A 25,533-nucleotide genomic window follows, 5' to 3' on the forward strand; every position below is an offset into this window, starting at 1 on the left:
TTAGGATGAAGTACCGTTATTATGCCCGCGACAATAGCGGGCATTTTTGTATTTTGACGCCGTTTACGCGACGAACGTGAGAAGCGGAGTCTTTTGTGAGTTCACAACGTTGGCTGTGGAGAAACCAACATTCGGTTCAAACGAATATTGGCTCTAGGGAGAAAGATTTGAAAATCACCAAAACAAAGAAAATAAAGAAAAAACACGAACGCGCGTACGAACTGCTTGCTGAGGCGGCTTACTCAGATCCATTTGCGGCGTTGGGCCCATTCATTGATGACGGCGAAGGTTCGCTGCGAGTGTGGATGCCGGGCGCAAACAAGGTTGAACTGCTTGTTAATGGTGAACCTCGCGTGGCGCTTGAACGCGATGGCGACAGCTGTTTTATCTTAAAAGAGCAACGCGACTTACACCTGACCCACTACCGTTTAGCGGTCGATTGGAATGGTGTTGAACAAATTATTGATGACCCGTACCAGTACCACAATATCTACCAAGAGTACGAGCATCTGCATACGCCCAAAGACATGTATCACTACATGGGCGCGCACTTTGTCACGCTAGAACGTGGCGGTGAAAACATTTCCGGTGTTCGTTTCCTTGTCTACGCTCCGCATGCATCGGCTGTTAGCCTTGTGGGTTGCTTTAACCAATGGGATGGTCGTCGTCACCCAATGCAACGTTTAGATTATGGCATTTGGGGTTTGTTCATTCCTGGCTTAGAAGAAGGCGTTCAGTACAAATTTGAGCTCAAAGGGCCAAATGGGGAAGGGCTGCCACACAAACAAGACCCTTGGGGTTTCTACTCTGAGCAATACCCATCGTTCGCATCCATTACTTACGATCACAAGCGTTACCAATGGCAAGATGCGAAATGGCAAAACCGCGCAGTGACACAAAAGCGTGATGAAGCGTTATCGTTTTATGAGCTGCATGCTGGATCATGGAAGCGCGACGAGAAAGGTGATTTCCTCAACTACCGCGAACTCGCAGAGCAGTTGGTGCCATACCTTGTGGATATGGGCTACACCCACGTTGAGCTGATGCCTGTGTCTGAGCATCCATTCTATGGTTCATGGGGCTATCAACCCGTTGGCTTATTTGCGCCAACCAGCCGTTACGGCTCTCCTGATGATTTCAAATTCTTCGTGGATGCGTGTCACCAAGCTGGTATCGGTGTGGTGTTGGATTGGGTTCCGGCGCATTTCCCATCGGATGACCACGGTTTAGCAAACTTTGACGGCACACCGTTGTTCCACGACCCGGACCCGCGTCGCGGTTGGCACCAAGATTGGAACTCATACATCTATGATTTAGGCCGTGAACATGTGCGTCGCTTCCTTGTATCGAATGCGCTGTACTGGTTTGAACAATTCCATATTGATGGTATTCGCGTGGACGCAGTCGCATCGATGCTCTATCTCGATTATTCACGTAGCCACGATCAGTGGGTACCAAACGTCGACGGTGGTAACGAAAACTACGACGCAATCGCAACCTTAAAATGGATGAACGAAGAAGTGTACAAGCACTTCCCGAATGCGATGACGATTGCGGAAGAGTCAACGGCGTTTCCTGGAGTGTCTGCGCCAACCTTTATGGGTGGTTTAGGTTTTGGCTTCAAGTGGAATATGGGGTGGATGCACGACAGTCTTTCATACATCAAAGAAGATCCTGTTCACCGCAAATACTACCACAATACCATCACATTCCCACTGGTTTATGCGCACAGCGAGAACTACGTCTTGTCTCTCTCTCACGATGAGGTGGTGTACGGCAAAGGCTCTATCCATAACAAGATGCCGGGTGATGAATGGCAGCAAACCGCAAACCTACGTGCATACTACGGTTACATGTATGGTCAACCGGGCAAAAAGCTGAACTTCATGGGTGCGGAAATTGGCCAAACGGCGGAGTGGAATCACGATGATCAGTTGCAATGGTTCTTGCTGGAATATGAGCGTCATCAAGGCGTGCAAAAGCTGATGCGAGATTTGAACCACTTGTACCGAAATGAAGCGGCGATGCACGATCAAGATTGTGTTCCTGCTGGTTTTGAGTGGCGTCTACAAGACGAAGCCGATGCGAGTATCCTAGCGCACGAGCGTATCAGTAAAGAAGGTGAGCGTATTCTCATCATCACTAACTTTACGCCCGTACCACACGAGCGTTTCCGTTTAGGCGTTCCAAATGCAGGTCAATACGAACTGCTGCTGAACACGGACGACAGCAAATACGGCGGCAGCGATTTTAAAGTGCTGACCAGTGTGAAAACGGAAAAAGTCGAAAGTGAATCACTGCCTCAATCACTTGAGCTTCGTTTACCACCACTTTCAACCGTGTTCTACAAGCTGAATAAATAATTCAGTCTAATCAAATTCTAAGCCCGTTTTACATTGTAAATCGGGCTTTTTTTGACCTATTTTTTACCTCAAAAACTTGTTGTTCCTGATTGAATCAGGCAAGCTCGCTGGTTTGTTTATCATCAATCGCTAATGCATTGGGGAACCACACATGTTGAAAAGGCTTAAGTCATTTCTATTTAAAATGGTGTTGATATTACTGATTGCCCCAATCGTTTTGGTTGGTGTGGTGAAATATGTCGATCCACCAATATGGGGATGGAAGTTAAGCCGCATTGTTGTGCCACCAAAGAACTATCCAGACAGCAGCCAACACGAATGGGTACCCTTGTCGCGTATTTCAAAAAATATGCAGTTAGCGGTGATTGCGACCGAAGACCAAAAATTCCCTCATCACTATGGATTGGACTTCGAATCGCTATTCGACGTGATTTCCGAGGCTGGTGATAATGGTCCGTCGAGAGGCGCGAGCACCATTACCCAACAAGCTGCGAAAAATGTGTTTTTGTTTCCTTCTCACTCCTACGCTCGCAAGGCTTACGAGCTTTACTTTGCCTTGCTAATGGAGCTGATGTGGAGCAAAGAGCGCATTCTCGAAGTGTATCTAAATGTGGTTGAATTTGGTCCCGGTATTTACGGTGCTGAAGCGGCGGCGCAGAATTATTTTGGTGTCAGTGCAAAGCAACTCTCGAAGTGGCAAGCAGCGCGTTTAGCCGTGGTGTTGCCAAACCCATATCGAATCAAAGTCTATCCACAAAGTGATTACACTGCTCGCCGCACAAGATGGGCGATGAACCAAATGAGCAATCTTGGCAGCGTGCAACTTTAAGTCCCTCAATCCATTGCGCTTAAATAGAACTACGCCCCTATATCAATAAAATGTGAAGCGTCACAACCTTTGGGGCGTAGGCAATTAGAATGATGTGTTCAGTTTCTTATCTAGGCACAATTAGTGTGAATAAAACTAATAAATGTGCATGGTTACCATGTGCTGCCAATGGACTGAACGATGAAACTGAACCTGATTACCACTACTTTATTGCTTGCGTCGGCAAGTGCCATCGCCGAGCCTAACATCACCATTTCTACCACGACCAACAGCCGTGACTTCCCACTAAGTGCAGAACAGCCTTTGGTTGTGCCTCTAACCAAAGACGGATACACGCTTAAAATCACGGGCGTTGAAGGCGACTGCATTGCCCCCGATGGTCAGAAAGTGAAGTTCAATAAACCTCTTGCGCTGAACTGCGGAAAACCAACGGAACTACCGTTAAAAATCCGCTTTACCGGCGATTACTCTTTTGCTTTTGATGCAGAAGCCAAAACACTGCGTTTTAAGCGTGAACCTAAGAAAGCCGCCAAGAGTGAGTTCAAACGCCCAATTCCACAAGTGCAATGTGAGGTTTACCAAGGCGAAGAAGTCACCATTGCGTTGGGTGATAGCTTCCCAGATGGTACCAAGTTGCGTGATGCCTATTCTGGTCAAATGGTCGAAGTAAAAGATCAGCAAGTATCGCTGACGCCAAGCAAAGACTCTGGCGGCCTAGTGCTTTTAGAGCCTGTACAGAAAACCAAAGAAGCGGTGCTATTTGATTACCGAAACGCGAACATTTACTTCGTGATGGTTGACCGTTTCAACAACGCAGACGCAAGTAACGACAACAGTTATGGTCGCAAAAAAGACGGCAAAGAAGAGATAGGTACTTTCCACGGCGGTGACCTTAAAGGCGTGATTGAGAAACTGGATTACATTAAGAGCTTAGGTACAGACGCGATTTGGTTGTCGCCAATCGTTGAGCAAGTGCACGGCTTTGTCGGTGGTGGCGATAGTGGTTCATTTCCGTTTTATGCATACCACGGCTACTGGACGCGTGACTTCACCAAGATTGATGAGAACTTCGGTAATGAACAAGATTTAAAAACGCTGGTGGAAGAGGCACACAAACGTGGCCTCAAAGTCTTGATGGATGCGGTTATCAACCATTCTGGTTACTCAACATTGGCGGATCTACAGTTCGATGATATCGATGTGTTAAAGCCTAATGCCGATCTGACCAAGAAATGGGGCGACTGGCAACCAAAAGCGGGTGAAAATTGGCATAGCTATCACCAGAATATTGATTATCAGAGTCCTAACTGGGCGAAGTGGTGGGGCGGCGATTGGGTAAGAACCGGCTTGCCAGGTTACCCAGCTCCGGGCAGTAGCGACATTACGATGTCTCTTGCTGGCTTGCCAGATTTCATTACTGAATCCAATAAAGCAGTCACGCCGCCGCAATGGTTGTTGAATAACCCTGGCACTCGCGTAGAAGCTCGTGACAATTACACCGTCTCGGATTACTTGATTGAGTGGCAAACTGACTGGGTGAAACGCTTCGGCATTGATGGCTATCGCGTCGATACGGTGAAGCACGTTGAAGGTGATGTGTGGAAACGCTTGAAAGAAGAGGCATCGAACAGCTTAGAACAGTGGCGTAAAGAAAATGGCAAATCAGGTCAGCCGTTCTGGATGATGGGCGAAGTCTGGGGACACACCGCGTATCGAAGCCCTTATTTCGATGATGGTTTTGACGCGTTGATCAACTTCGATATGCAGAAGAAGCTAGACAAAGGCGCGGCGTGCTTTAGCCAAATGGCAGACACTTACCAAAGCTATGCGGAAACTATCGCGAACGAGAAAGACTTCAACCCAGTGAGCTACATGTCTTCCCACGATACCGAGTTGTTCTTCTCTCGCTTCAAAGACCACGGCATGCAGCGTAACGCCGCCAATGCACTGCTTCTGAGCCCAGGTGCTGTTCAGGTTTACTACGGTGATGAAGTGGGTCGTAACATTGGTCCTTACGCGGATGATTTCCACCAAGGCACACGTTCAGACATGGTTTGGAAACTATCGGATGAGAAGCAAGCGCTGCTCAAACATTGGCAAACCCTTGGTCAGTTCCGTCAAGCACACCCTGCCATTGGCGCAGGTCAGCATCGAGTGATTGAACAGGAAGGCGCGTACGTTTTCTCTCGTTCGCTTGGCAATGACAAAGTCATCGTGGCGTTTGTAGGACGTAATAAGTAACTAAACGCTCTTTATGTCGATAAATAAAAAGCCCTTCCTTGAGTTATCAAGGAAGGGCTTTGTTGTTTTAGTTCGCCAGTTCTTGGTCGATGACTTTTTCTAGCTCGTCAAACGGCACATAGCCAGGAATGACTTGATCATTAATGATCAACGCAGGCGTGCCGCGTAAACCAAGTTGCGTGAAATACTGATAGTTCTTATCAAGCAGCGCTTTGGTCTCTTTGTCGTCGACAAGCTGCGCTTCTGTCCCCGTTTTTTTCGCGATTTGTTTTAACGAACGTGCATCATGTGCGCCCGGTTTTTTCACCAATAACTCATGCACTTGTTCGTACTTATCTCGCTGGTTTTGCCAAACATTTAATGCGTAACTTGCCGAGTTGTAGCCGTTTTTCTCGTATTGTTCTTTAAAAGAGACATTGAGGTTAAGCACTTTTATCTGCGGGTATTCCTTACCAACTTTGACCAGTTCTCCTTCTAAACGTTTACAAAAAGGGCAACTGTAGTCCGTTACGTTAATAATGGTTAACTCTGGGGGTTCAGCACCAAAAGAGGAATGTTTGCCATCACTTAGATAGTGACGAACCTCCTTCAAGGTGTCGCCAAATGACTGTTGATACGCAATGTACTCTTGCAGGTTTTGGTGCAATGAATCAAGAATTTGAGGGTTCTCTTTTAGTATCTGAGTAATTTCCTCTAGCTTTTGTTCTGAGGTCTTTTCTGATGCGAAAGATACGGCAGGTACGATAGCCATCGTTAACGCCAAAAGTGTACGAGTGAATGTCATAATATTTCCTAAAACTTTTAGATTTCGTTGTTTGTTATGTGAAGTGAATAAAATACGTACAAAAGTCAGGCGAGTGGGTTTCTCGCCTTGCTGGGTTTATTCTCTAAACACGCAAAGTTTTAGGTGAACCCGATACTTTTCCCGTATCGGTTCTGTGTATTCCAGATAACGAATTGCTGTGGATGCCATCGGCAGCGCCACAATCAAAGCAAACAGAAAAAATGGAATAAGAATATGATCAAACTGGTGTTGGTACGCTTGAACTAGCTTCTCTGAAAGGTCGCAAGATGGTGATAAATTCACGCTTTCATCTTGCTGACTCTGTATTTGGTGAGCCTTAGGGCAGCTTTTCGAGAAGCCGGAGTTTTGGCTTAAACATACCATCACCACCCAAAACACGAGGGCGAGTGTCCACTTGGCTATTTTAGGTTGTGAGCGTAACAATGGGCTGCCTAGTCCTGTTGATTCTGGTTTATGCCGTATGCATATGACCGGACAATCCTAACCTAAATTTCATTATGGAATGTTACTTTCGAGTTAATCGATATCGCCTCAATGCCAAAGTATGAAGTACGTCATGAATGTTGTAGAAAGCAATATTCGTCAGAATCATTTGTCGGGTTGATGAAGAAGTCCTGAGGTATCGATATAGATTAATATACCTAATTGTTAGCACAAATTTTTATTATCTTTCAAATGTGATTAAAATCATAAAACAAAACTTCATAATTGAGTCGCCAGAATGTTCGGCAGACGGATTGATTTTGATCATCTCTCTAGCACATTATTCGGGTGAACATATGTGTCCTATCCCACATGTGTAGGTAATGTTATGAAAAATCCTGTTCAAACTGAGCGCAAGGTTACGCTGGGGTGCTACGTTGCACTGGCGTTTGCGGTCGTCTTCTTTTCTGGTCTCATGCAATCGAACGAATGGTATGGCGTATTTGATTTCACCACGTTGAATGGCTCTTTCGGCAAGGTGGCTTATGGTGTCACCGAAACGGCTGACGGTGTGCAAGTTGCAACAACGTCGCTTCGTGGTACTGGTGGTAGCGGTGCACGTGACGGTTTCATTTTTGCACTTACTTTGATTCCTACCGTTATGTTCGCACTGGGTATGATCAATGTACTTGAGCACTATGGTGCGCTTGAAGCAGCTCGTAAGCTTCTTACTCCTCTTCTACGTCCTCTAATGGGCATCCCAGGTAACTCTGGTCTGGCTCTGATTGCTTCTCTACAAAGTACCGATGCAGGTGCTGCGATGACTCGTCAGCTTAAAGATGAAGGCCATCTTACCAAACGCGAAACCGATGTGTTCACTATGTTCCAGTTCACCGCTGGTGCCACCATTGTTAACTTTTTTTCCTCAGGTGCGGTGCTGTTTACGCTAACGATGGCGGATGGCTCGCTTGCCGTAACGTCTTCTATTGGTTTGGCGGTTGTGGTTATGTTCTTGTTTAAAATTGTGGGCGCGAACTTATTCCGTATCTACCTAAACATCACAGAAGGTAAAGAAGACAAGCAAGATCAAAACAAATCTGAGAACTTAAAAGAGGAGACGGCGTAATGAGTGACGTAAAAGTAAGTAAGCCGATGGTGACGGATATTTTCGTTGAAGGCGCTAAAAAAGGCTGGGTTATTGCGACAACATCAACCGTGCCTAACGTTCTTATGGCGTTTGTCATCATTAAAGCGTTGCAGATTACTGGCGCGTTGGATTTGATGGGCTCGGTATTTTCTCCAGTAATGGCGGTTTTTGGTTTGCCAGGTGAAGCGGCTGCGGTGCTGATTGGTGCTTGGATGTCGATGGGCGGCGCAGTTGGCGTGGTTATCACATTGTTTGACCAAGGCATCTTGAACGGTACGCACATTGCGATTCTTGCACCTGCAATTTACCTAATGGGCTCACAGGTTCAGTACATGGGGCGAATTATGGGACCTATCGGTACTGAAGGTCGTTATATCCCAATTATGATTGCGATTTCCGTATTGAACGCATTTGGCGCAATGCTAGTCATGAACTTGTTTGTTTAGGGGGCAATCATGCAGTTTTCTCTCAATGAATATCTCGAAGAACTTCGTCCTCTCATCAATGTCGATTGTGGCACGTACACCACTGATGGCATTGAGTTCATCGCTTCTCAATTTGAAGGGAAGTACCAAGCGATGTCAGGTTGGAGCGTAAAACGCATCGACTGTGGCAGAGCGGGCATCGGTCTTGAAGTTCGAAACAAGCCTGAAGCTGAGCAAGTTGACGTGATGCTGATTGGTCACATGGATACAGTGTTCCCTGTCGGTACCGCTGGATTACGCCCTATGTCTCAAGACCCTGAAAAAGCGTACGGTCCGGGTGTCTCGGACATGAAATCTGGCTTGCTGAATATTGTGTACGCGATGCGTAACCTCGACCAAGCGGTGTTGGATAAACTGTCGATTTGTATCTGCATGAACCCAGACGAAGAAACCGGTTCGTTAGATTCGGTCGACTGGATTCAATCTGTTGCAAAAAACGCGAAAAACGTATTGGTGGCAGAAGCAGCACGCTCAGACGGCGGTTTAGTCAAAGCGCGCAAAGGCATGGCGCGTTACAAAATCACGTTTAACGGCGTGGCGGCCCACGCTGGCAACGAACCAGAAAATGGCCGCAGTGCAATTACCGAGATGGCGAACTGGATTCTCGCAATCAATGCCATGACGAACTTCGAATCTGGTACCACATTAAACGTGGGTATTGTGTCTGGCGGTAACGGCGCAAACATCGTCCCTGAGCACGCTGAAGCGATCGTGGATGTGCGTTTCTGGAATAACGATGAGTACGACGATGTCGATAGCAAGCTAAACGGTATGCTGGAGACACCATTTGTTGATGGCGTTAGCATCGAGTTGGTTCGTGAAGCTTACAAACCTTCTATGGTGCCAAGCGCGCAAACTGAAAGCTTGATGGCATTAGTTGAAGAAGCAGCAAGTGAACTGTCTATCGACATCAACTGGAAAGAAGTGGGTGGCGGCTCTGATGCAAACAATACGGCAATTCTTGGCGTTCCAACTTTGGATGGTCTAGGACCTATCGGTGCAGGTTTCCACAGCGATCAAGAGTATTTATTGCTTGAGTCTATCGAACCACGTATCAAAATGCTGATGCGTGTACTGGAGAAGATAGCTCAGTAGTGCACTCGACAACTTAGTTCCTAACATCACGATCCCCAGACTTCGGTTTGGGGGTTTTTCTATCTGTGTTTTTGTTTCACTTTACTATCATTTCTTTTTATTAATCTTGCGTTCAGGTTCGATTTATTAATATGTTGGCCACAGTCATAAATTTCGGAGGCAACGATGACCACAACAATGTCTGTAAAATCGGCGCCGAAAGACGCTAAAGATCAAACGATGCAAGCGCCAGATGAGAAAACCTTCTGGCGCAAAATGAAAGGGTCGGTTAAGAAAGCGGGTGAAGAAATTGCCGTTATGGGCATAAAATCATGGCTCGCGATGACAGATTCCAACACCGCCGTTCGCCATAAGGCGATTTTAGGTGGCGCGTTGGCTTACTTTGTATTACCAACTGATATGGTGCCTGACGTACTAGCAGGTGTCGGCTTTACCGATGACATGGCAGCGCTTACCTTAGCCGCAAACTCTGTAGGCAATGCCATCACTAAAGAACACGAAGCACAAGCTAAAGAAAAACTGAATTCGATGGCGGATTTGAAAGAGCATTTCTAGACGCGGAGAAAACAAAAGCCCCGATGTTTCCATCGGGGCTTTCTTTTAGACAGGACTATATAATTTCAGAATGGTAATCGTAGAACGATTTAGGCGTCAGCGCGTTTAAGATGCACTTCTTCTTCGGCTACGCCTGCCATTGGATCGTTGAAGCGAGCTTCATCCAATGCGCCTTCTGATTTTGCGACAATGACGGTTACTGCACTGTCACCAGTGATGTTTACCGCGGTACGAATCATATCAAGAAGACGGTCAACACCCATGATGAGCGCGATACCTTCAAGAGGCAGACCAACTTGATTCAATACCATGGCTAGCATTACAAGACCAACACCAGGGACACCCGCAGTACCGATAGATGCCAATGTAGCTGTCATGATTACCATGAGGTAATCGCCCATAGTTAAATCAATATTGAAGGCTTGAGCAATAAAGGCGGTTGCTACACCTTGCATGATCGCCGTACCGTCCATGTTCACGGTTGCACCAAGTGGTACTGTGAACGATGATACGCGGTTCTCAACCCCCATACGGTGCTTAGCCGTTTCCATTGTCACTGGAATCGTCGCGTTTGATGATGCGGTCGAGAAAGCAAACATGATCGCGTCTTCCATCTTACGTAGGAACGTAATTGGATTTAGACCAGTGAACCCTTTTAACATTAAGCTGTAAGTGACTAGGCCGTGCAGGACAAGCGTCCCCGCCAGTACTAAGAAGTACTCTGCCAGATTGACGATTGCGCCCAGACCAAGACCAGTAAATAGCTTCGCCATCAAGAAGAACACACCATAAGGCGCTAAGTTCATCAAAATCGCTACCAGTTTCATGATCACTTCATTCAGATCAGAGAAGAACGCTGCAATACGTTCACCAGGCTTGCCTGCTGCGCTGATCGCTATACCAAATAGCACTGCGAACACAATAACTTGCAGGGTTTTACCTTCAGCCATCGCACTGATAGGGTTGGTTGGGAACATATCGATGATCACCTGACCCAAAGATGGTGCTTCTGCTGATTTGAATGAACTTGCTGCGGTTAGGTCAGCGCCAGCACCTGGCTGGAACAGAGTACCCACAGTTAGAGCAAGCGTAATCGCGATAGCCGTTGTTGTAACGTAGAAAGCGAGGGTTTTACCACCCATGCGACCCAGTGTAGAAAGGTCTTTGAGGGAGCTAGTACCACAAACTAGTGAAACAAACACTAGAGGGACTACGAGCATTTTTAAGCTGGCGACGAAGATCTGTCCACCAACTTCAAATAATCCATTAACAATGTATGCGTCGACAAATCCGTTGCCGGCAAAAAGTATGCGAATTGCAAATCCTGTCAAGATACCCGCTACCATACCCAAAATTACGCGGCTGGTTAGCGACATCGGTTTCTTGGTATTCATGAGAACACTCCTTATAGTTATGCACCTTGAGTTCACTTCAAAGCGGCGAGCAGAGTAGCAGTGGAGTGAGAAAATACGAAAGAATAATCCTCTAAATGGTTAATAGATGTGAACTTTATCACTAATAAAAATAGAGTTTTAACCAAATCTTAACTATTTGACTGGTCGAAAAGTTTGTATTTTAACACTTTTATCGAACATACAACCGATAAGAAGGAGTGTTTACATTTATTTTTGGTAGTAAATGGAGTGCATATTATCTTTAAGGAGTGTTGCTCTTGCATAACTATCTAGATTTTATTCAGGCTAGAAGCCGTCTCTTTTTGACTGTTTTTGTATTGGGCTGAACACAAGGGGCTAACGAGCCGTCTATGCCCCTGCTTATGTTACCTATCCGCTGAATCAATGATGGTTGGTCAATGTAGATAATTGGAGGTGATCCCAACTCCAATAATTCTGATTGGTATTGCTAATACCCCCAACCCAATAGCATTGCTTCGCTAGCATGAAGCCTTCCAAACAATGCTGACCAGCCTCAGTGATATGGACGCTCTGTTCCAACCAGTCCCTTTCACGTGACTCAATCGTGATTAAAGGCGTTTGACATTGTGCTAGAGGGAGGAGTAAGGCGTAAAACATCACATCACCCAGGTAAGGTAGAGGTTCACGTTGTTGATATTGCTCAAACCAATCTTTGATGAGAATTGAACGATTTTGAGAACTTAGGGCCTCTAATGCAATCTGCTGAGTCAAGCTTAATCCTGTTTGTGAATGAGGTAACTCTTGCATATGGCGTATTAGCACGTTGAGCATATTGGGTAAGCAATCTAGATCATGCTGCTCGATCAAATTAACCATAGAGATGGGTGTCGGTGATGTGACAGCGTGCCAGGAATGTTTAGCCTGACTGAATAATTTGGCTGTCACGGGTTTACGGTATTGCCAACAAGCGCGAATAGCCTCTTTAGGCAACTGCCCCAAACCGATGAATCGCTCAGTGCCCGGAAACTGGTTCAACTCAATGATCTCTATAACTTTATTCTCTACATTCTCTAACTGTGTTAGAGCACGAATTAGCATCAATTGATCATAGCTGTCATGTTCGACCCAAAAGATGATTCGTTCAAATGTATCACTGAGCAGCGTATCAATATTAGCTTGCTCAAATTTGACAATATCTTGCACTGAATCTTCACGCTTCATCACGGGCAGCAGAGTCTCTACGACATATTGGGCACGAATGGCAAGGAAGTTTTGTGGTGTTGCTGGTATGGGGCCAATACAAAGCGGATCTATTAGGGCTAAAAATGTTCCCTCGAATCCGCTGTCTTTAAGCCGTTGCTGAATATCATGCCCACAGCGGACATGGAGCGTTTTTAGCTCGCTATCAAGAGGAGGGAAGTGTTTTTTGATGGCGTCTTTGTGAGCTTCTAACTCTTCGACATGCGCTTTTAATTTACTCCAACTTGGTAAACCTAATTCTCTGGCTAGCGAATGTTGAACGTCAGCTAATTGAATTGTATTGGGAGCTAATGATTCTGGTTTGGAGTGAAATCGCTTAACTCGATCCAACATCTCATCATCGTGTTGACGTATAGCTTTGAGCCTTTTTTTAGCAACGGATTTTTGTTGGTTAATGTTGATTAAGAAGCTATTTGTAGAGTTCATTTTTCACCTTTCTTATCTCTTCCACACTCGCCTAAATAGAAGCTAAAAAGAAGGTAAAAACAGATTGTTCCTGCTATACAGAGCAGGGTGGAAGAGTTGCCGTGAACCAAGTTCTTTCCGCGAGTGTTGGGGGCTTTAGGCGTGAGCAGACTGATAGTAGGGTTTCACAATCCATCATGCAACTATTCATGAGAGAGCTGCATCACAAAATATCAGCCCCATTAAAGAAGTGCTGAATAGTTTGACAGCCAATGCCTATGTAGATGTTAACGACCATCCGTTTTCTAGTAGATATGCATTACAGGATTCAGTAATAAAAAAGCCCTGCTAGGTCTAGCAGGGCTTTGTAATACATGTAGATATTAATTACTCGCTCTTGTAAGCGTAGTTATAGTAACCGTAACCATATCCGTATGAGTTTGACGCTTTCTTCTCTACGGCGTTTAGAATTACGCCTTTTACTTCCACGCCGGATTGTTCAAAGCGACCTTGTGCGACTTCAATTTCCTTCAAAGTCGTTTGATCAAAACGAGCTACCATCAATGTTGTTCCTGCGATTGCACCAACAATGCTTGGGTCGGTAACCGCGAGTACAGGCGGCGTATCGATGATCACAAGATCGTACTGCGCCGACATTTCGTCAACAAAGCTCTTAAAGCGAGGATGCATCAAAAGCTCTGACGGGTTTGGTGGTACTTGGCCACGAGTAACCACATCTAGATTGTCGATGGATGTTGATTTAATGATATTGCTATGGGATGTCTTGCCGCTCAAATAATCAGAAAGACCGTTATCCCAACGTAAACCAAAACATTGCTGCAAATAACCTTTACGCATATCCGCATCGATAAGCAGTACTTTCTGACCTGTTTTCGCAGCGACGGCTGCAAAGTTTGTCGATACGAACGTTTTACCGATAGATGGTGCTGGACCTGAAATCATAAGAACATTGTTCTTCGCTTCCATCATCGCAAAGTGCAGGCTAGTACGAAGACTACGCAGGGCCTCGATGGAAAGATCGGCCGGGTTAGCTTCAGCAAGAAGGACTAGCTCATCGTTGCTGCCTTTGTTTCGTTTAAGCTTGTTTGCAAATTCCAGTTGTTGAATAGATTTTGGAACGCTAGCGTAAACAGGCATACCAATCTGCTCAATTTGATCTGGTGTTTCTACACCACGGTGGAATGCCGCACGAATTAATACGAAAGCCACGCCTGCCATGCCGCCAAGCAGTGTGGCTAGCACAACGATAAGCGCCTTTTTCGGCTTGATTGGCTTAGAGAACGATTGAGCGTTATCTAAGATTCGAACGTTGCCAACGGTTCCTGCTTTAATGATGTTGAGCTCTTGAACCTTGTTCAATAGCTGGATGTAGATTTGTTGGTTTACTTCTACATCGCGCGTCATGCGTAGAACTTCACGCTGTGTTTTCGGTAACTTTTGAACTTGTTTATTAAGACGCTCTTTCTCTTTGAGTAGCGTCTCACGTTTATCAAGCAGAGACTTATAAGCCGGGTGATCTTGTGTAAAGCGCTGGCTGATTTCACTCTCTTTGAATGTAAGCTCATTTAACTGCGCTTCTAATTCAACCATCACTTTAAGCGTTGATTGAGCTTCAAGGCCTAAGTCGATAGATTCATTTTCTTGACGGAATCGATTTAAAACGTCTTCAGAAGCGGTCAGTTTTGTTTTGATGTCTGGAAGGTGGCCTTTCAAGAACTCGAGACTTTGCTCTGCCTCTGCTGAGTTTCTTTGAACGTTTTGCAAGAAGTAGTTCTGGCTAATGTCGTTCAAGATAGCTTGAATCTTAGCGCGATCTTCACCAGAGAAGCTTAAAGAAATAATCCCGGTTTGCTTACCACGTTCGCTTATCGATAAGTTTTCTTGAAGTTTATTAATTGCATCTAATTTGCTGACTTTACTCACGGTAAACGATGCGCCGTCTTGCGCTATCATTTCTGTAGCTAAGAATTGATAGCCGTTCTTTTCAATGAGCTCGCCAACCTTACCTTCTAAAATGACGTTATTGTCATCTTCTATAAGTCTGAACGTCTGTTTTTCAGAATCAATAACTTCGAGAGTTAGAGGAATTCCAACTGCGTAAGAAGGGGTATTAAATCGTGAAACGCTCAGACTGATTTGTTCGCCTTGCAGTCGAGCTAAGCCCTTACCGACGATAGGCATGTAATTCGGAGAGACGACCGTGGTTAAGTTGAACTTATCAACTGTACCACCCAAAATCATACGAGATTTAATGATCTCAATTTCTGTTGTCGCTGATGACTCTGCTGAAAACAGCTCTCCCATATCACCAACCATCGCTGAAATACCACCGGAGCTCTTACTTTCAATTTGGATAAGAGCGTCAGCTTTGTAGATAGGTGTTGATAGAATGGCAACGCCGACGCCTATAATTGAAAATAGGACTACGGTACATAGAATGAGCCATTTGGCATCAAGAATGATCCCAAATAACTTTCCCAAATCGATCTCATCGTCGGCTTGACGTGATTGCTTAATAGTTTGTGTTGTCATTACTTTAACTTCTTAAATACCTTGCCATTGGCGTTTATTTATTTAGCCTTGCGGCTTATAGTTTTTGAGACCACGCTTTTGCTGCTTTTTCTATAAGCGTATAAGCATGTTCGAAGGCTTCTCTACTTTGTCTGTATGGATCAGGGATGTTTTTTTCATTTATCCATTGTCCAAATAGCATCGTTTTGCCTCGTGCCTCAGGAGCGACTTTGGTTAAGGCTTCTAAATGACCTTTTTCCATAACCAATATCAGATCGTATTGAGCGCAAAGCTCAGGTGTTAATTGTCGTGCTTCGTGTCCATCTAAGCTTACGCCATGTTCGTTCGCGATGGTGGTTGCCATATCATCAGCAGCTTTTCCTGTTAAATGACTTTTATCCACCGCGATTCCCGCTGACGCGACATGTTTGTTTGGTAGTAAAGACTGCAAAAGCCGCTCTCCTGTTGGAGAGCGGCAAATATTACCTACACAGACGACAAGAATATTAGAAAACAAATGCTTACCCTATTTTAAATTGTATGCCTATGATCCCAACTGAATTGCTTGCTTCTTTATATTGCACAATTGAGCTACGTAACTATTGAATGCGTACCGCAAGAGATAACTTTCTTGCGGCACGTCGTTTTTACGGCCAAGTGCGTACTCGTAGTACACCTTCGGTTAATTCGTTAAAGCCGGAAATGGTTGGAACAAGTTGAGCAATAACGCGGTTCCAACGGCTAACAGGCGCGGCTGTTACATAGACTATGTCGTATGGGTTGAGATCAAACTCTGTTCCAATCACCAAAGCAGAAGCATCAGAAACATCTAACTGATAGATGTCCGCCATTTTAGCTTCTTCTTTTGAACGTCTGATGACGAAAACGCCAGTAGCATCGGCGGAGATTTCATTAATACCACCAACGCTACTTAGAGCTTCAGTAAGGCTCATACCGCTGCGATCAATTTTGAGTAGTTTTGGATCGTTAACTTCGCCCATAACAAATACTTTTTGTGCATCGTTACGGGGAATATGAACAATATCACCTGGCTTTAGAAGACGGTTTTGAGTTAAGTCGCCTTGTTGCATCAGAGCATACAAAGAGACATTTTCAACCACACCGTTTCGCGTCAGTGTTGCATTACGCCAATCGGCTTCGGCTGCCAGTCCGCCTGCTCTATTCACGGCATCAAGAAGTGTAAGAGGAATGTTTGTGATTGGTTGTTGCCCTGGCTTGTTCACTTCGCCAGTCACATAAGTCTTTTTAGAGCGAAATGCTGCAACGCTTACATCGACTTGCGGGCTCTCAATGTATTTTGCAAGACGGTTGGCAATGTCTGCACGAATTTGGCGAACGTTTTTACCTTCAACGTTTACAACGCCAATGTAAGGGTAGAAGATCGTGCCATCCGAATGCACCCAGTTACCTGCTTCGGCTGAACTACGATATGAGCCAGCTGGGATCGTGAGCTCTGGGTGGTCCCAAATAGTAATATTTAAGATATCACCAGGTCCTACTTCGTATTCATACTTGGCGATTTCAATATCTAACTCTGGATTTGGTTTTGAAAAAGGATCTATTGAATTTAAAGAGGTCACTCGCTCCAAAGTTAAAGGATAAACCGTAACCTGTGATTCTATATCACTCGATTCAGTGCTCATTACTGTTTTGTCACTGACCGAAAGATGGCTACCAGGCAGAGTACACCCTGTAAGAAGTATAGGAAGTACTGATATCCCCAAAAATTTATTAAATGTGTTCATTGGTTTATAACTACCGAAAGAAAGTTTGCCGACTGGAATTGATTCATTCTAATTGAACTGCATTTCATCAATGTTGACGATTTACTGCAGTTTTAAGCCTTTAGAAAGCGAGTCCATTCAGAATTATTTGTGTAATAAACACTCCAAATGGCTGCTAGCGACTTAGAGCTCTTAGTTTCATTTATGAAGGTGAAAAATCTACCCCACAAAAATAGTCAACCATTATCCATCTGGTTGCAATAAAGGCAACTACATACTTAAAAAATACTTACGAATACATGACAAAATTATGTCTATTTAGCGTTATTGAGATGAATGCATGATTTTGCACATGTAAACAGGCAGGAATGTGAAAAAACTCATGCCAAAGTTGTATGCATCCTATTTACACTATATGCAACTGCCGTTATGCTTCCTGTTGCGGTCGGATATAACAACAAATATTGGAGCTAATTTTGAAAATCAAACTTTTAACGGCAAGTGTGGCTGCAGTCCTACTAGCAGGTTGTGGTAGTGACAGCGATCCTGAGGTAAAAACATACTCAGTACAGGCTTATGATCCAGCTGTTATCGGCATGGAAGTCTCTTACGACTGTGGTGGAGATTTAAAAGGTAAGGCTGATGAACTGACAACAAACTACAAAGGTATGGTTGGCTATGCGCGCATTAGTCACATAGACGTAGTTAGTGCTCCAAGTGAGTGTACTTTCACATTAAAGCACACTGATAAGAGTGTAGATGCATCTAATGGTAAACGTATTACAACTGATTACAAAATTCCAAAAGGTCTAGCGCAAGCAGATGCACCTGTAACAGGTTCACCGTTTACTACTCTAGTAACGGATACTTTGGAAGAAGGTGCAATTTACACGCCAGAGGTTGCAGAGCAAGTGTTTACTGATTTAGGTCTTGATGTCAATGCGATGGGCGTTTCAGTTAATGATTTGCTTCGCAATACTGAAAGTGTAGTTAAGCAGTTAGATGAGAGTGGTGATGCTGCAACAAAAGCATTAGCGACTAAACTGGTTGCTACAGCGAATGTAGTTTCAGATGTCATTAAAGCGAACCCTACGGCTTCTCCGAAAGCAATTTCAGTAGCAGCCAAAGCTGTAACTGAAGAGGTAATTAAGAAGAACCCAAATTACCCTAAAAATGATTCTGGTGATGTTATTTACGTAGAGGTATCTGAAGAAGATACTAAAGATGTTGTTAACCAGGTTGAAAAAGAGATCGAAGCAGGAAAACCTGTAGATGATTTCAAACCGGTAGTGCCACCGATTCCAGATGCGAAGCCAGGCAAACCAGTTGATCCTGTTGATCCGCCATCAGGTGGTTCAGGCGGTAACTAATTAACTGTACTGATAATTAAAAGGCCTCTTCAGAGGCCTTTTTTGATCCTATCGTACTGTGGTCATCACCTTTTAGTGAGCCCTTTACCGTTTAAGTAAGGCAGGATGTGCGGACGTGATTCGCCAGCTAGTTTACTGGTGACTTCTTGTGACCAAGTGCTTTGTTTTTGATTGCTCGAACGGTTTGCATAGTAGTTTTGCATGGTTTGGTCATAAGCTTGTATATCATCCAAATTTAGGTCTTGATATTGATTCTCGTGCACCACGACATGAGCAGGTAGACGTGGCTTAACTTCAGGGGCTTGATCTGGATGACCAAGACACATACCAAATAAAATGGCTGTATTTTTAGGTAAGCCTAGTAACTCGTCGACTTTTTGAGCATTGTTTCGTAAGCCACCAATATACACGCCTCCTAGTCCCATAGACTCTGCCGCAAGTAAGCAGTTTTGTGCCATGATGCCAGAATCAACAGCACCGATAAGTGTTAACTCGGTGAAATCAGCTTGCACATCAGGATTGATACTGGCGTGGCGCTGGTAATCAATGCAAAACACCAAAAACTCAGCAGCGCTTTCAACGTACCCTTGATTCCCCGCATATTGTGCCAATAGCGTACGCTTTTCTTTATCGGTAACGCGGATAATTGAGACGACTTGCAACATACTTGATGAAGACGCCGCAAGGCCAGCTTGTAGAATCGTTTCTAATTGTTCGCTTTCAATAGGTTGCGAGGTGAACTTTCGAATTGAGCGGTGATTGAGAATTGTTTGTATCGTACTGTTCATGGTGACTTAACATCCCCTGTTACATGTAAAGGCTGAAGCCTCACCTTAGCGATATTTGATGAGTCGGTAAACTATCTCAAAAGAAAAACAATGCTTAGCGCATAAGTGTGAAGATGAATAGAGAATACATCACTCGTTCTGCTTGAGAGCGTATATACTGTTTTTAGAATCAACAATTTAACTGCAGTGGAAAATATGAAAGAACTCATCGTTCATACAGTCACGGTGTTTATGGGCTTCTTTGCGATCATGAACCCCATCGCCAATATTCCTATCTTTTTGAGTTTAACGGCTGATGAGGATAGGGAAACCGTACGTTCCATGGCGCTTCGTTCGGTTTTTATTGCATTTGTCATCATTGCGATATTTTCGATCGCCGGTAAATTAATTTTTGATTTGTTTGGTATCACGCTGTACGCCTTGCGAATAACGGGCGGTATCTTGGTGTTTTTGATCGGTTTTAATATGCTTCAAGGTGATTCGACGCATCAGAAAACTAAAGAGAAAGCGTATTCTCCAGCGCAGCAGCAGGCGGCGTTGAGCATTGCCGTTTCTCCACTTGCGATGCCGATATTAGCAGGGCCTGGAACGATTGCTACCGCGATGAACTTTGCTACGGCGGGTGGTTTTGATCAAACCATTATTACCATCGTTTCTTTTGCTGTGTTGTGTATTATTACCTATATACTGTTTTTATTTGGAGACAAATTGGTCAAAGCAGTTGGACCGAGTGCTCTGAACGTCGTGACGAAAATGATGGGCTTAATCCTAGCGGTTATCGGTACTCAAATGTTTATTGATGGCGCGGGCGAAGCCTATAAAACTGTTTTCTCTTAGGCGTTTCCCTCTCGTCTAAATCCACACCTACATTTCTAGCAGGTGTGGATTTTTTGAACTTTAGTTTTCACTTTCTAAGAAAGAAATAAATAGACTTCACCTATTTCAATAATAAGAATATTCAATTGTTTTGATTGCACGAATTTCATTACTCTTTTGGCAAGAATAATGGGGGAAATATGGCAACAAAAGCAATTGTAGTGGAAGGTGGCGCGATGCGAGGTGTCTTCGCAAGCGGAGTGCTAGATGCGTTTTTAGAGCAGAGTTATAAACCGTTTGATTTTGCCATTGGTGTATCTGCTGGCGCATCAAACTTGATTGGTTATTTGACCGACTATCCACATCGCAGCATTAATGTCATTACTAAGCTGGCAACGAGTAAACGCTTTTTTGATCCGACTCGATTCGTTAAAGGTGGGGATCTCATTGATGTGAAGTGGCTGTTTGAAGAGTCTAATCGTTTGTATCCCGTCGATGAAAATAAACTGTTTAATGGTATTCCTTTTCTGGCAGCGACGACGAATGTAGATACAGGACAGGCAGACTATTATCGCGTGACGCGTGATAATTTTCATCATGCGATTGAAGCGACAACAGCGTTACCCATTGCATACAAGCACACCCCTTGCTTTTCTGGAGGCTGCTATACCGATGGCGGGGTTGCAGATTCTATCCCGGTGCGTGAGGCTTATCGTCGCGGGGCTCGCGACATAACCGTTGTGCTTTCTCACCCGCTAAATTATGCCAAGAAGCCAGTAAAAACCACATGGCTGATGAAGAAGTTATTTGCCGAACATCCTAAAATGGCGGACGCGATGTTAAGACGTGCAGATAACTACAATCAATCGTTGGAATTTATTCGTAACCCTCCACCGGGAACGCATGTCAGAGTGATTGCACCACCAGATAATTTTCCTGTTCAGCGCTTATCAATGCGACAAAACGTTCTATTGGAAGGTTATGAAATGGGGCTGATTGAAGGGCGGGCTCATTTGGCCAATTTGTCAGGTGTTCATGGTTTAGATCGGGAAAACTGCCATTTTTGCGTTTGATAATGAAAGAGCCTCATAGCGAGGCTCTTTTTACTTAACGTTCAAAGGGCGATTTAGTTGACTTTGTCCCAAGCCATTTCCCAGTGTGAACCTGTTCCTGGTTCGTATTGGTTTGCGCTTTCTTTCCACTGTACACAGTAACCAGAGTATGGGAAGGGTTTACATTGGTAAATGGCACCGTCGCTTGCAAGCACTTTTGTGCCCGCTGTGTAGCTAGATAGCCCTTCAGGGAAGACAAAATCGTACTCGCCAGATGGTGGTGGCGTTACTGACTCTTCTTTTAAGTGAAAGTCGAGCGTTTGCTGATCCACCAAGTTGCCATCTTTGTCTTTAATACGAGTCACGAGCATATGGTGACCAGGCTCTGATTTGCTTAAAGCGAGCGATACTGCCTCCACCGAGCCGTCTTTCATTTCGTCTGCCCAGCTTGCAAGTGGCTCACGGTGGTGATTGTACACGGTGAGTTCTGCGTTTAAATCGCCTTCAGCAGTGAGTGTCAGATCCAACGTTGTCGGTGTTGACTCAATAATATATTCGTCTGCTAAGCCATCTACTGTGAGTGAGTACTCTGGAGCGGGAGTTTCTATCTTGTAGCCGATTTCTACACGCTCAAGGCCGCTATTAGCTTGCAGGTACACCGGGTTAGTACCATAAACAGGAGTGAATTTATCCTCGGCATACTGTCCAGCTTGCAGTTTAGTTTGCTCTTGGTTGATCTTCGTTGCTAGAGCGTAAGACCAATTTTTCGCTTTGCCCATGACTGCATCGGTAATTTCTAGCTCGGTTCGATAAGCTATGTTTTCACCCGCCTGATCAAATACGCGTGTATAAACCGAATCTCCAACATTTAAATCCATCGTCGGAATAATTTGACCGCCTTGCGTCCAATCTGGAATGACTGGACTGTCACCATCAAATTTCACATCGATCACGTTATAAAATGAAGCCGCTGTGTCGCCAACATCCCATACCGCCAGAATGACGTGATACCCCTCTCGCGTAGGCACATTACATTGATGGCTCACCTGTTTTGGAGGTTGAACCATATTGCCGTCGACTACACAGAAAGGAGTCAGATCAAACGAGTCGCGTGATAGTGAGGCATTTGGGTTCCAATCAGGTTTGGTGATGTAATATTTCCAGTCACGCGTCACATGGTTAGCGGTAAATGTCCATTCAAAAGTCTGTGTACCTGATTGAATAGGACGTTTAACCCAGCGGTCGGCAGTTTGTTCATCAAGAGCGGCAGCTAGAGCGGTTTCGGCACTTGCTATTTTTCCATCGCGAGGCCCTGTTTGTGGAAAACCATCAGGACCTTCAACACTTTGTGGCTCGTATTGAATGGCACCGCAGTTATTATTTTTTTCGTTAGTATCAGGTGTTGGATACTTACATAGTGCCGCGCGACTTGCAGCGACACCATCATTGGTTTCTGATACGTAGCCGTGAGCCGCAGCACTTGAGCTAATGCTTGCAAGTGCTAATGCAAGTACGGATTTGGTTGGGAAGGATTTCATCACATGTCCTCTGTTATGGCTGACAAATTAATGTCACACCTCGGCGCATGCTGAGCACGAAGCAACGCTGCATGAATCCATACATTTGGACAATGTAGTGTTGCAACATGGCAACCCCGCTATCGTGAGCATTACTTTTGATGATGGAATGCTGACAGACCGGAAGCTTTGCGTCCCACCCTTTCGAATGGTTTGCCGAAATGTGATTGAGCAGCCAAAATTTAGCTCAATAATTTACATGTGGAAAAGTAAACGACACTGACATGGAATCATGTTCTCAAATTGAAAGGTAACGGTACGCCAACCTCATTGATATTGTGCTGTTTTGTTTCTAAGGCATTGGTTTTGATGTTGTTTTTGTGTTTTTTATAGTTGGAGTGAATGGGTTGCTAGTTGTTGGGTTGAAGGTGGGAAGGGGCAGTATTAAGGATAGAAGAAGCACCGTTTAAAGGGCGGAATATACCGCCCTCCGAATCATTTTATTTAGGCATAATGACGGTATCAATAACATGAATGACGCCGTTTTTAGCTTTCACATCGGTTGCCATTACATTTGCATCGTTGACCATGACTTTGTCGCCCATGGTTTTAATCATCACGTCTTGCCCCTGAACCGTAGTTGCTTTGTCCAGCTTAACAACATCGGCAGCCATTACTTTCCCTGGGACGACGTGATAAGTCAAAATGGATACTAACTTGTCTTTGTTTTCCGGCATTAAGAGCATATCGATTGTACCGTCAGGCAGTTTTGCAAAAGCGTCATCCGTTGGTGCAAAAACAGTAAATGGGCCTTCTCCTTTGAGTGTATCGACTAGATCAGCCGCTTTCACTGCAGCGACAAGTGTATTGAAAGAGCCGTTTTCAGTGGCAACGTCGACAATATCAGCCTTCATCATGCCATGCTCATGAGCCTTGACGGGAAGCATAAAAGATAAAGTCGCCATCAATGTAGCCGTGATAACCAAGATACGTTTAAACATAATGTGTTCCTTACGAGTTGGGGGTACAACGGTTTCCCTAGAGAATGTCTTCGTTTGTACGCATCTAAATGAAAAGATGATCAACGAGCCCTGCTTTCTTTCGATGGCCTCACGTGTCGCGTTAAAATCCGCTTGCCTTCTTGTTTTACATCGGCCCGTTTCCGCCATGCCCATAGACGCTCCCTTGCGTCTTTAGCTGCGCTATTTAGGTCGACAATAGGCGCTAGGTAACGGCTATCCGGTTTCAAGTGGTACATGACGGTTTCCATCTGTGTCATTGTCCAGGGCTCGAACAATAGTGGGGTGGGGACCATTTGCAATTCAGGCACCCATTTATAGATGAACGCGCCATCAGGGTCATGTTCTTGGGCTTGCTTAACCGGGTTGTAAATCCGGATTGTATTGGTCCCAGTTACCCCGGCTTGCATTTGGAATTGTGGGTAATGAATACCAGGCTCAAAGTCGAGGAATAGTTGCGCTAAATGCGTCACGCCAGTTCGCCAATCCATGTTCATGTGATGAGTGAGAAAACTAACCAGCATGGCGCGCATGCGAAAGTTTATATAGCCAGTCTGATGCAAACAGCGCATACAGGCATCGATCAAAGGTATGCCAGTATATCCAGATTTCCATGCTGCTAACTTTTCTTCATCGAAAGTGCTACTTTGTTTAATCAACGATTCGTAAGCCCGGTTAACACAGTAAAACTCCATGTCGTATTCCGACTCGAATTTCTGTATGAAATGGCAGTGCCAATGCAGCCGTGAAGACAACGCAATTAAGCTGCGACGAAACCCAGCTACTTGCCAGTGTTTCAATAGGTATTGATAAACTTCACGCAAGGATATATTACCCCAAGCGAGGTATGGAGAAAGGCGAGTACAGGCTGTACGTGAGGCCGTAGGATTAGAGATGCTTCGATAATAATCGCGACCTCGTCGATTGAAAAAATCTTCCAGTGTTTTCCAAGCGAGTTGGCTTCCTCCCGTTTGCATTCCTTTGCATTTTGATAGCCAGGATGAAGGTGGCGAAAACGCGCAGCCGAGTGATTCTGCATCCAATGAATGCAACAAGTTGGTTTGCAGCTCAAGAGGGCTTATGGAGGCTCTCATGACCAAATCCCAATGTTTGTCCCAACCCTGCCGGTCTTTTGCTCCTCTAATAACAGCACCGTGCTCGAACTCAAACCACGTGATGTTCTGCTCATGCAGCCAGTCGGCAATTTGCTTATCGCGCTCAAAGGTGCAGTTGAGCCCTATTTCCTGATGAGAAAACACAGCGTTGATTTGATATTGCATTTGAATTGATTGAAAACATGCTAAGGCATCGCCAAACAGAACCGTGATGCGGTGTCCATAGGCTTTGAGCGTCTCATTCATGTCTTGCAATGATTGCCAAACAAATCGCCAGTGACGCTCAGAATAGTGAGGGTTGTTTAACAGCAACGGTTCAACAATATATAAAAGTACCGTTGGGTGCTTTGACGACAATGCTTGTGTTAAGGGCTGGTGGTCAGTCAGTCTTAAATCTCGTTTTAACCACACGACATTGATTGTTTGCATCGGAATCCTCTTTGTTTCCGATGTTGTACGCAAATGATCCGTAAGCGTCTTTAAATCGACTCATTCAATCCTTTTAATAAACGTCGTAACCTTTAACTTTTATCGTTAAAGGTACTCGAAAATGTCTCAGCATAGATCTCAGCAAGAATGGCTACGCCTTGTTCAG

Annotated in this window: 21 protein-coding genes and 1 riboswitch; of the genes, 10 read left to right on the forward strand and 11 right to left on the reverse strand. The window is 44.8% G+C overall.

What is annotated here, in order from left to right:
• Nucleotides 1-113: 113 nt before the first annotated feature.
• The 3 genes from glgB (at nucleotide 114) to FKN08_RS15740 (ending at nucleotide 5,433) form a co-directional block, all read left to right on the forward strand.
• Nucleotides 114-2,363 (forward strand): 1,4-alpha-glucan branching protein GlgB, encoded by a 2,250-nt coding sequence (gene glgB / locus FKN08_RS15730; RefSeq protein WP_170892509.1) that lies wholly within the window; start codon nucleotides 114-116, stop codon nucleotides 2,361-2,363.
• 151 nt (nucleotides 2,364-2,514) lie between these two features.
• Complete coding sequence (gene mtgA, locus FKN08_RS15735; RefSeq protein ID WP_170892494.1) at nucleotides 2,515-3,192, forward strand: monofunctional biosynthetic peptidoglycan transglycosylase; 678 nt, start codon at nucleotides 2,515-2,517, stop codon at nucleotides 3,190-3,192.
• Between the two features lie 180 nt (nucleotides 3,193-3,372).
• Nucleotides 3,373-5,433: an alpha-amylase gene (locus FKN08_RS15740; protein WP_170892495.1), complete on the forward strand. Its 2,061-nt coding sequence runs from the start codon at nucleotides 3,373-3,375 to the stop codon at nucleotides 5,431-5,433.
• 67 nt (nucleotides 5,434-5,500) lie between these two features.
• On the opposite strand, the gene FKN08_RS15745 is transcribed toward FKN08_RS15740, so the two are convergent.
• Complete coding sequence (locus FKN08_RS15745; RefSeq protein ID WP_170892496.1) at nucleotides 5,501-6,217, reverse strand: DsbA family protein; 717 nt, start codon at nucleotides 6,215-6,217, stop codon at nucleotides 5,501-5,503.
• A 96-nt stretch (nucleotides 6,218-6,313) separates the two neighbouring features.
• Nucleotides 6,314-6,601, reverse strand: a complete 288-nt coding sequence (locus FKN08_RS15750; protein WP_015313644.1) for a hypothetical protein — start codon at nucleotides 6,599-6,601, stop codon at nucleotides 6,314-6,316.
• A 448-nt stretch (nucleotides 6,602-7,049) separates the two neighbouring features.
• Between FKN08_RS15750 and FKN08_RS15755 the strand changes: the two genes are divergently transcribed.
• The 4 genes from FKN08_RS15755 to FKN08_RS15770 all read left to right on the forward strand — a co-directional run bounded on the left by FKN08_RS15755 (nucleotide 7,050) and on the right by FKN08_RS15770 (nucleotide 9,943).
• Entirely contained in the window at nucleotides 7,050-7,787 is a 738-nt protein-coding gene (locus tag FKN08_RS15755) for a nucleoside recognition domain-containing protein (protein ID WP_170892497.1), read from the forward strand.
• Complete coding sequence (locus tag FKN08_RS15760) at nucleotides 7,787-8,254, forward strand: YjiG family protein (protein ID WP_005458317.1); 468 nt, start codon at nucleotides 7,787-7,789, stop codon at nucleotides 8,252-8,254. The genes FKN08_RS15755 and FKN08_RS15760 overlap by 1 nt, the downstream gene beginning before the upstream one ends.
• 9 nt (nucleotides 8,255-8,263) lie before the next feature.
• Nucleotides 8,264-9,388 (forward strand): M20 family metallopeptidase, encoded by a 1,125-nt coding sequence (locus tag FKN08_RS15765; RefSeq protein WP_170892498.1) that lies wholly within the window; start codon nucleotides 8,264-8,266, stop codon nucleotides 9,386-9,388.
• Between the two features lie 165 nt (nucleotides 9,389-9,553).
• A complete protein-coding gene (locus FKN08_RS15770; RefSeq protein ID WP_170892499.1) occupies nucleotides 9,554-9,943 on the forward strand; it encodes a YkvA family protein in 390 nt (129 codons plus the stop codon).
• 89 nt (nucleotides 9,944-10,032) lie between these two features.
• On the opposite strand, the gene FKN08_RS15775 is transcribed toward FKN08_RS15770, so the two are convergent.
• From FKN08_RS15775 to FKN08_RS15795, 5 genes are all read right to left on the reverse strand, one after another.
• Nucleotides 10,033-11,337 carry a dicarboxylate/amino acid:cation symporter gene (locus FKN08_RS15775; RefSeq protein WP_170892500.1) on the reverse strand — a complete coding sequence of 435 codons (1,305 nt, stop codon included), beginning with the start codon at nucleotides 11,335-11,337 and terminating at the stop codon, nucleotides 10,033-10,035.
• A gap of 402 nt (nucleotides 11,338-11,739) precedes the next feature.
• The gene (locus FKN08_RS15780; protein WP_170892501.1) at nucleotides 11,740-13,005 is read right to left on the reverse strand and encodes a DUF1835 domain-containing protein; all 1,266 of its coding nucleotides are present in this window, start codon (nucleotides 13,003-13,005) and stop codon (nucleotides 11,740-11,742) included.
• A 366-nt stretch (nucleotides 13,006-13,371) separates the two neighbouring features.
• Nucleotides 13,372-15,537 carry a polysaccharide biosynthesis tyrosine autokinase gene (locus tag FKN08_RS15785; protein WP_006740799.1) on the reverse strand — a complete coding sequence of 722 codons (2,166 nt, stop codon included), beginning with the start codon at nucleotides 15,535-15,537 and terminating at the stop codon, nucleotides 13,372-13,374.
• Nucleotides 15,538-15,592: 55 nt separating this feature from the next.
• Complete coding sequence (locus FKN08_RS15790; protein ID WP_047009636.1) at nucleotides 15,593-16,033, reverse strand: phosphotyrosine protein phosphatase; 441 nt, start codon at nucleotides 16,031-16,033, stop codon at nucleotides 15,593-15,595.
• A gap of 130 nt (nucleotides 16,034-16,163) precedes the next feature.
• Nucleotides 16,164-17,282: a polysaccharide export protein gene (locus FKN08_RS15795; protein ID WP_053808252.1), complete on the reverse strand. Its 1,119-nt coding sequence runs from the start codon at nucleotides 17,280-17,282 to the stop codon at nucleotides 16,164-16,166.
• 455 nt (nucleotides 17,283-17,737) lie between these two features.
• Here FKN08_RS15795 and FKN08_RS15800 point away from each other — a divergent pair, with 455 nt between their 5' ends.
• Entirely contained in the window at nucleotides 17,738-18,631 is an 894-nt protein-coding gene (locus FKN08_RS15800; protein WP_170892502.1) for a hypothetical protein, read from the forward strand.
• A gap of 65 nt (nucleotides 18,632-18,696) precedes the next feature.
• Here FKN08_RS15800 and nfsA read toward each other — a convergent pair whose 3' ends face one another.
• Nucleotides 18,697-19,419, reverse strand: coding sequence for an oxygen-insensitive NADPH nitroreductase (gene nfsA / locus FKN08_RS15805; protein WP_145472302.1), 723 nt, complete (start codon nucleotides 19,417-19,419; stop codon nucleotides 18,697-18,699).
• Nucleotides 19,420-19,614: 195 nt separating this feature from the next.
• On the opposite strand from nfsA, the gene FKN08_RS15810 reads away from it, so the two are divergent.
• Together FKN08_RS15810 and FKN08_RS15815 are read left to right on the forward strand one after the other, a co-directional pair.
• Nucleotides 19,615-20,256 carry a MarC family protein gene (locus FKN08_RS15810; RefSeq protein WP_170892503.1) on the forward strand — a complete coding sequence of 214 codons (642 nt, stop codon included), beginning with the start codon at nucleotides 19,615-19,617 and terminating at the stop codon, nucleotides 20,254-20,256.
• A 179-nt stretch (nucleotides 20,257-20,435) separates the two neighbouring features.
• Nucleotides 20,436-21,308 carry a patatin family protein gene (locus FKN08_RS15815; RefSeq protein ID WP_048625429.1) on the forward strand — a complete coding sequence of 291 codons (873 nt, stop codon included), beginning with the start codon at nucleotides 20,436-20,438 and terminating at the stop codon, nucleotides 21,306-21,308.
• 53 nt (nucleotides 21,309-21,361) lie between these two features.
• Here the strand turns inward: FKN08_RS15815 and gbpA are convergent, their stop codons facing one another.
• The 3 genes from gbpA to FKN08_RS15830 form a co-directional block, all read right to left on the reverse strand.
• Entirely contained in the window at nucleotides 21,362-22,825 is a 1,464-nt protein-coding gene (gene gbpA / locus FKN08_RS15820) for an N-acetylglucosamine-binding protein GbpA (RefSeq protein WP_170892504.1), read from the reverse strand.
• Nucleotides 22,826-22,931: 106 nt separating this feature from the next.
• A riboswitch (cyclic di-GMP riboswitch) is annotated at nucleotides 22,932-23,032 on the reverse strand.
• Nucleotides 23,033-23,304: 272 nt separating this feature from the next.
• On the reverse strand, nucleotides 23,305-23,805 hold the full coding sequence (locus FKN08_RS15825; protein ID WP_046875719.1) for a fasciclin domain-containing protein: 501 nt from the start codon (nucleotides 23,803-23,805) through the stop codon (nucleotides 23,305-23,307).
• Nucleotides 23,806-23,885: 80 nt separating this feature from the next.
• A complete protein-coding gene (locus FKN08_RS15830) occupies nucleotides 23,886-25,367 on the reverse strand; it encodes a deoxyribodipyrimidine photo-lyase (protein ID WP_170892505.1) in 1,482 nt (493 codons plus the stop codon).
• Nucleotides 25,368-25,533 lie beyond the last annotated feature (166 nt).

The sequence above is a fragment of the Vibrio sp. 1-2 (7-a) genome (genome assembly GCF_013048515.1).
Taxonomy (GTDB): domain Bacteria; phylum Pseudomonadota; class Gammaproteobacteria; order Enterobacterales; family Vibrionaceae; genus Vibrio; species Vibrio diabolicus.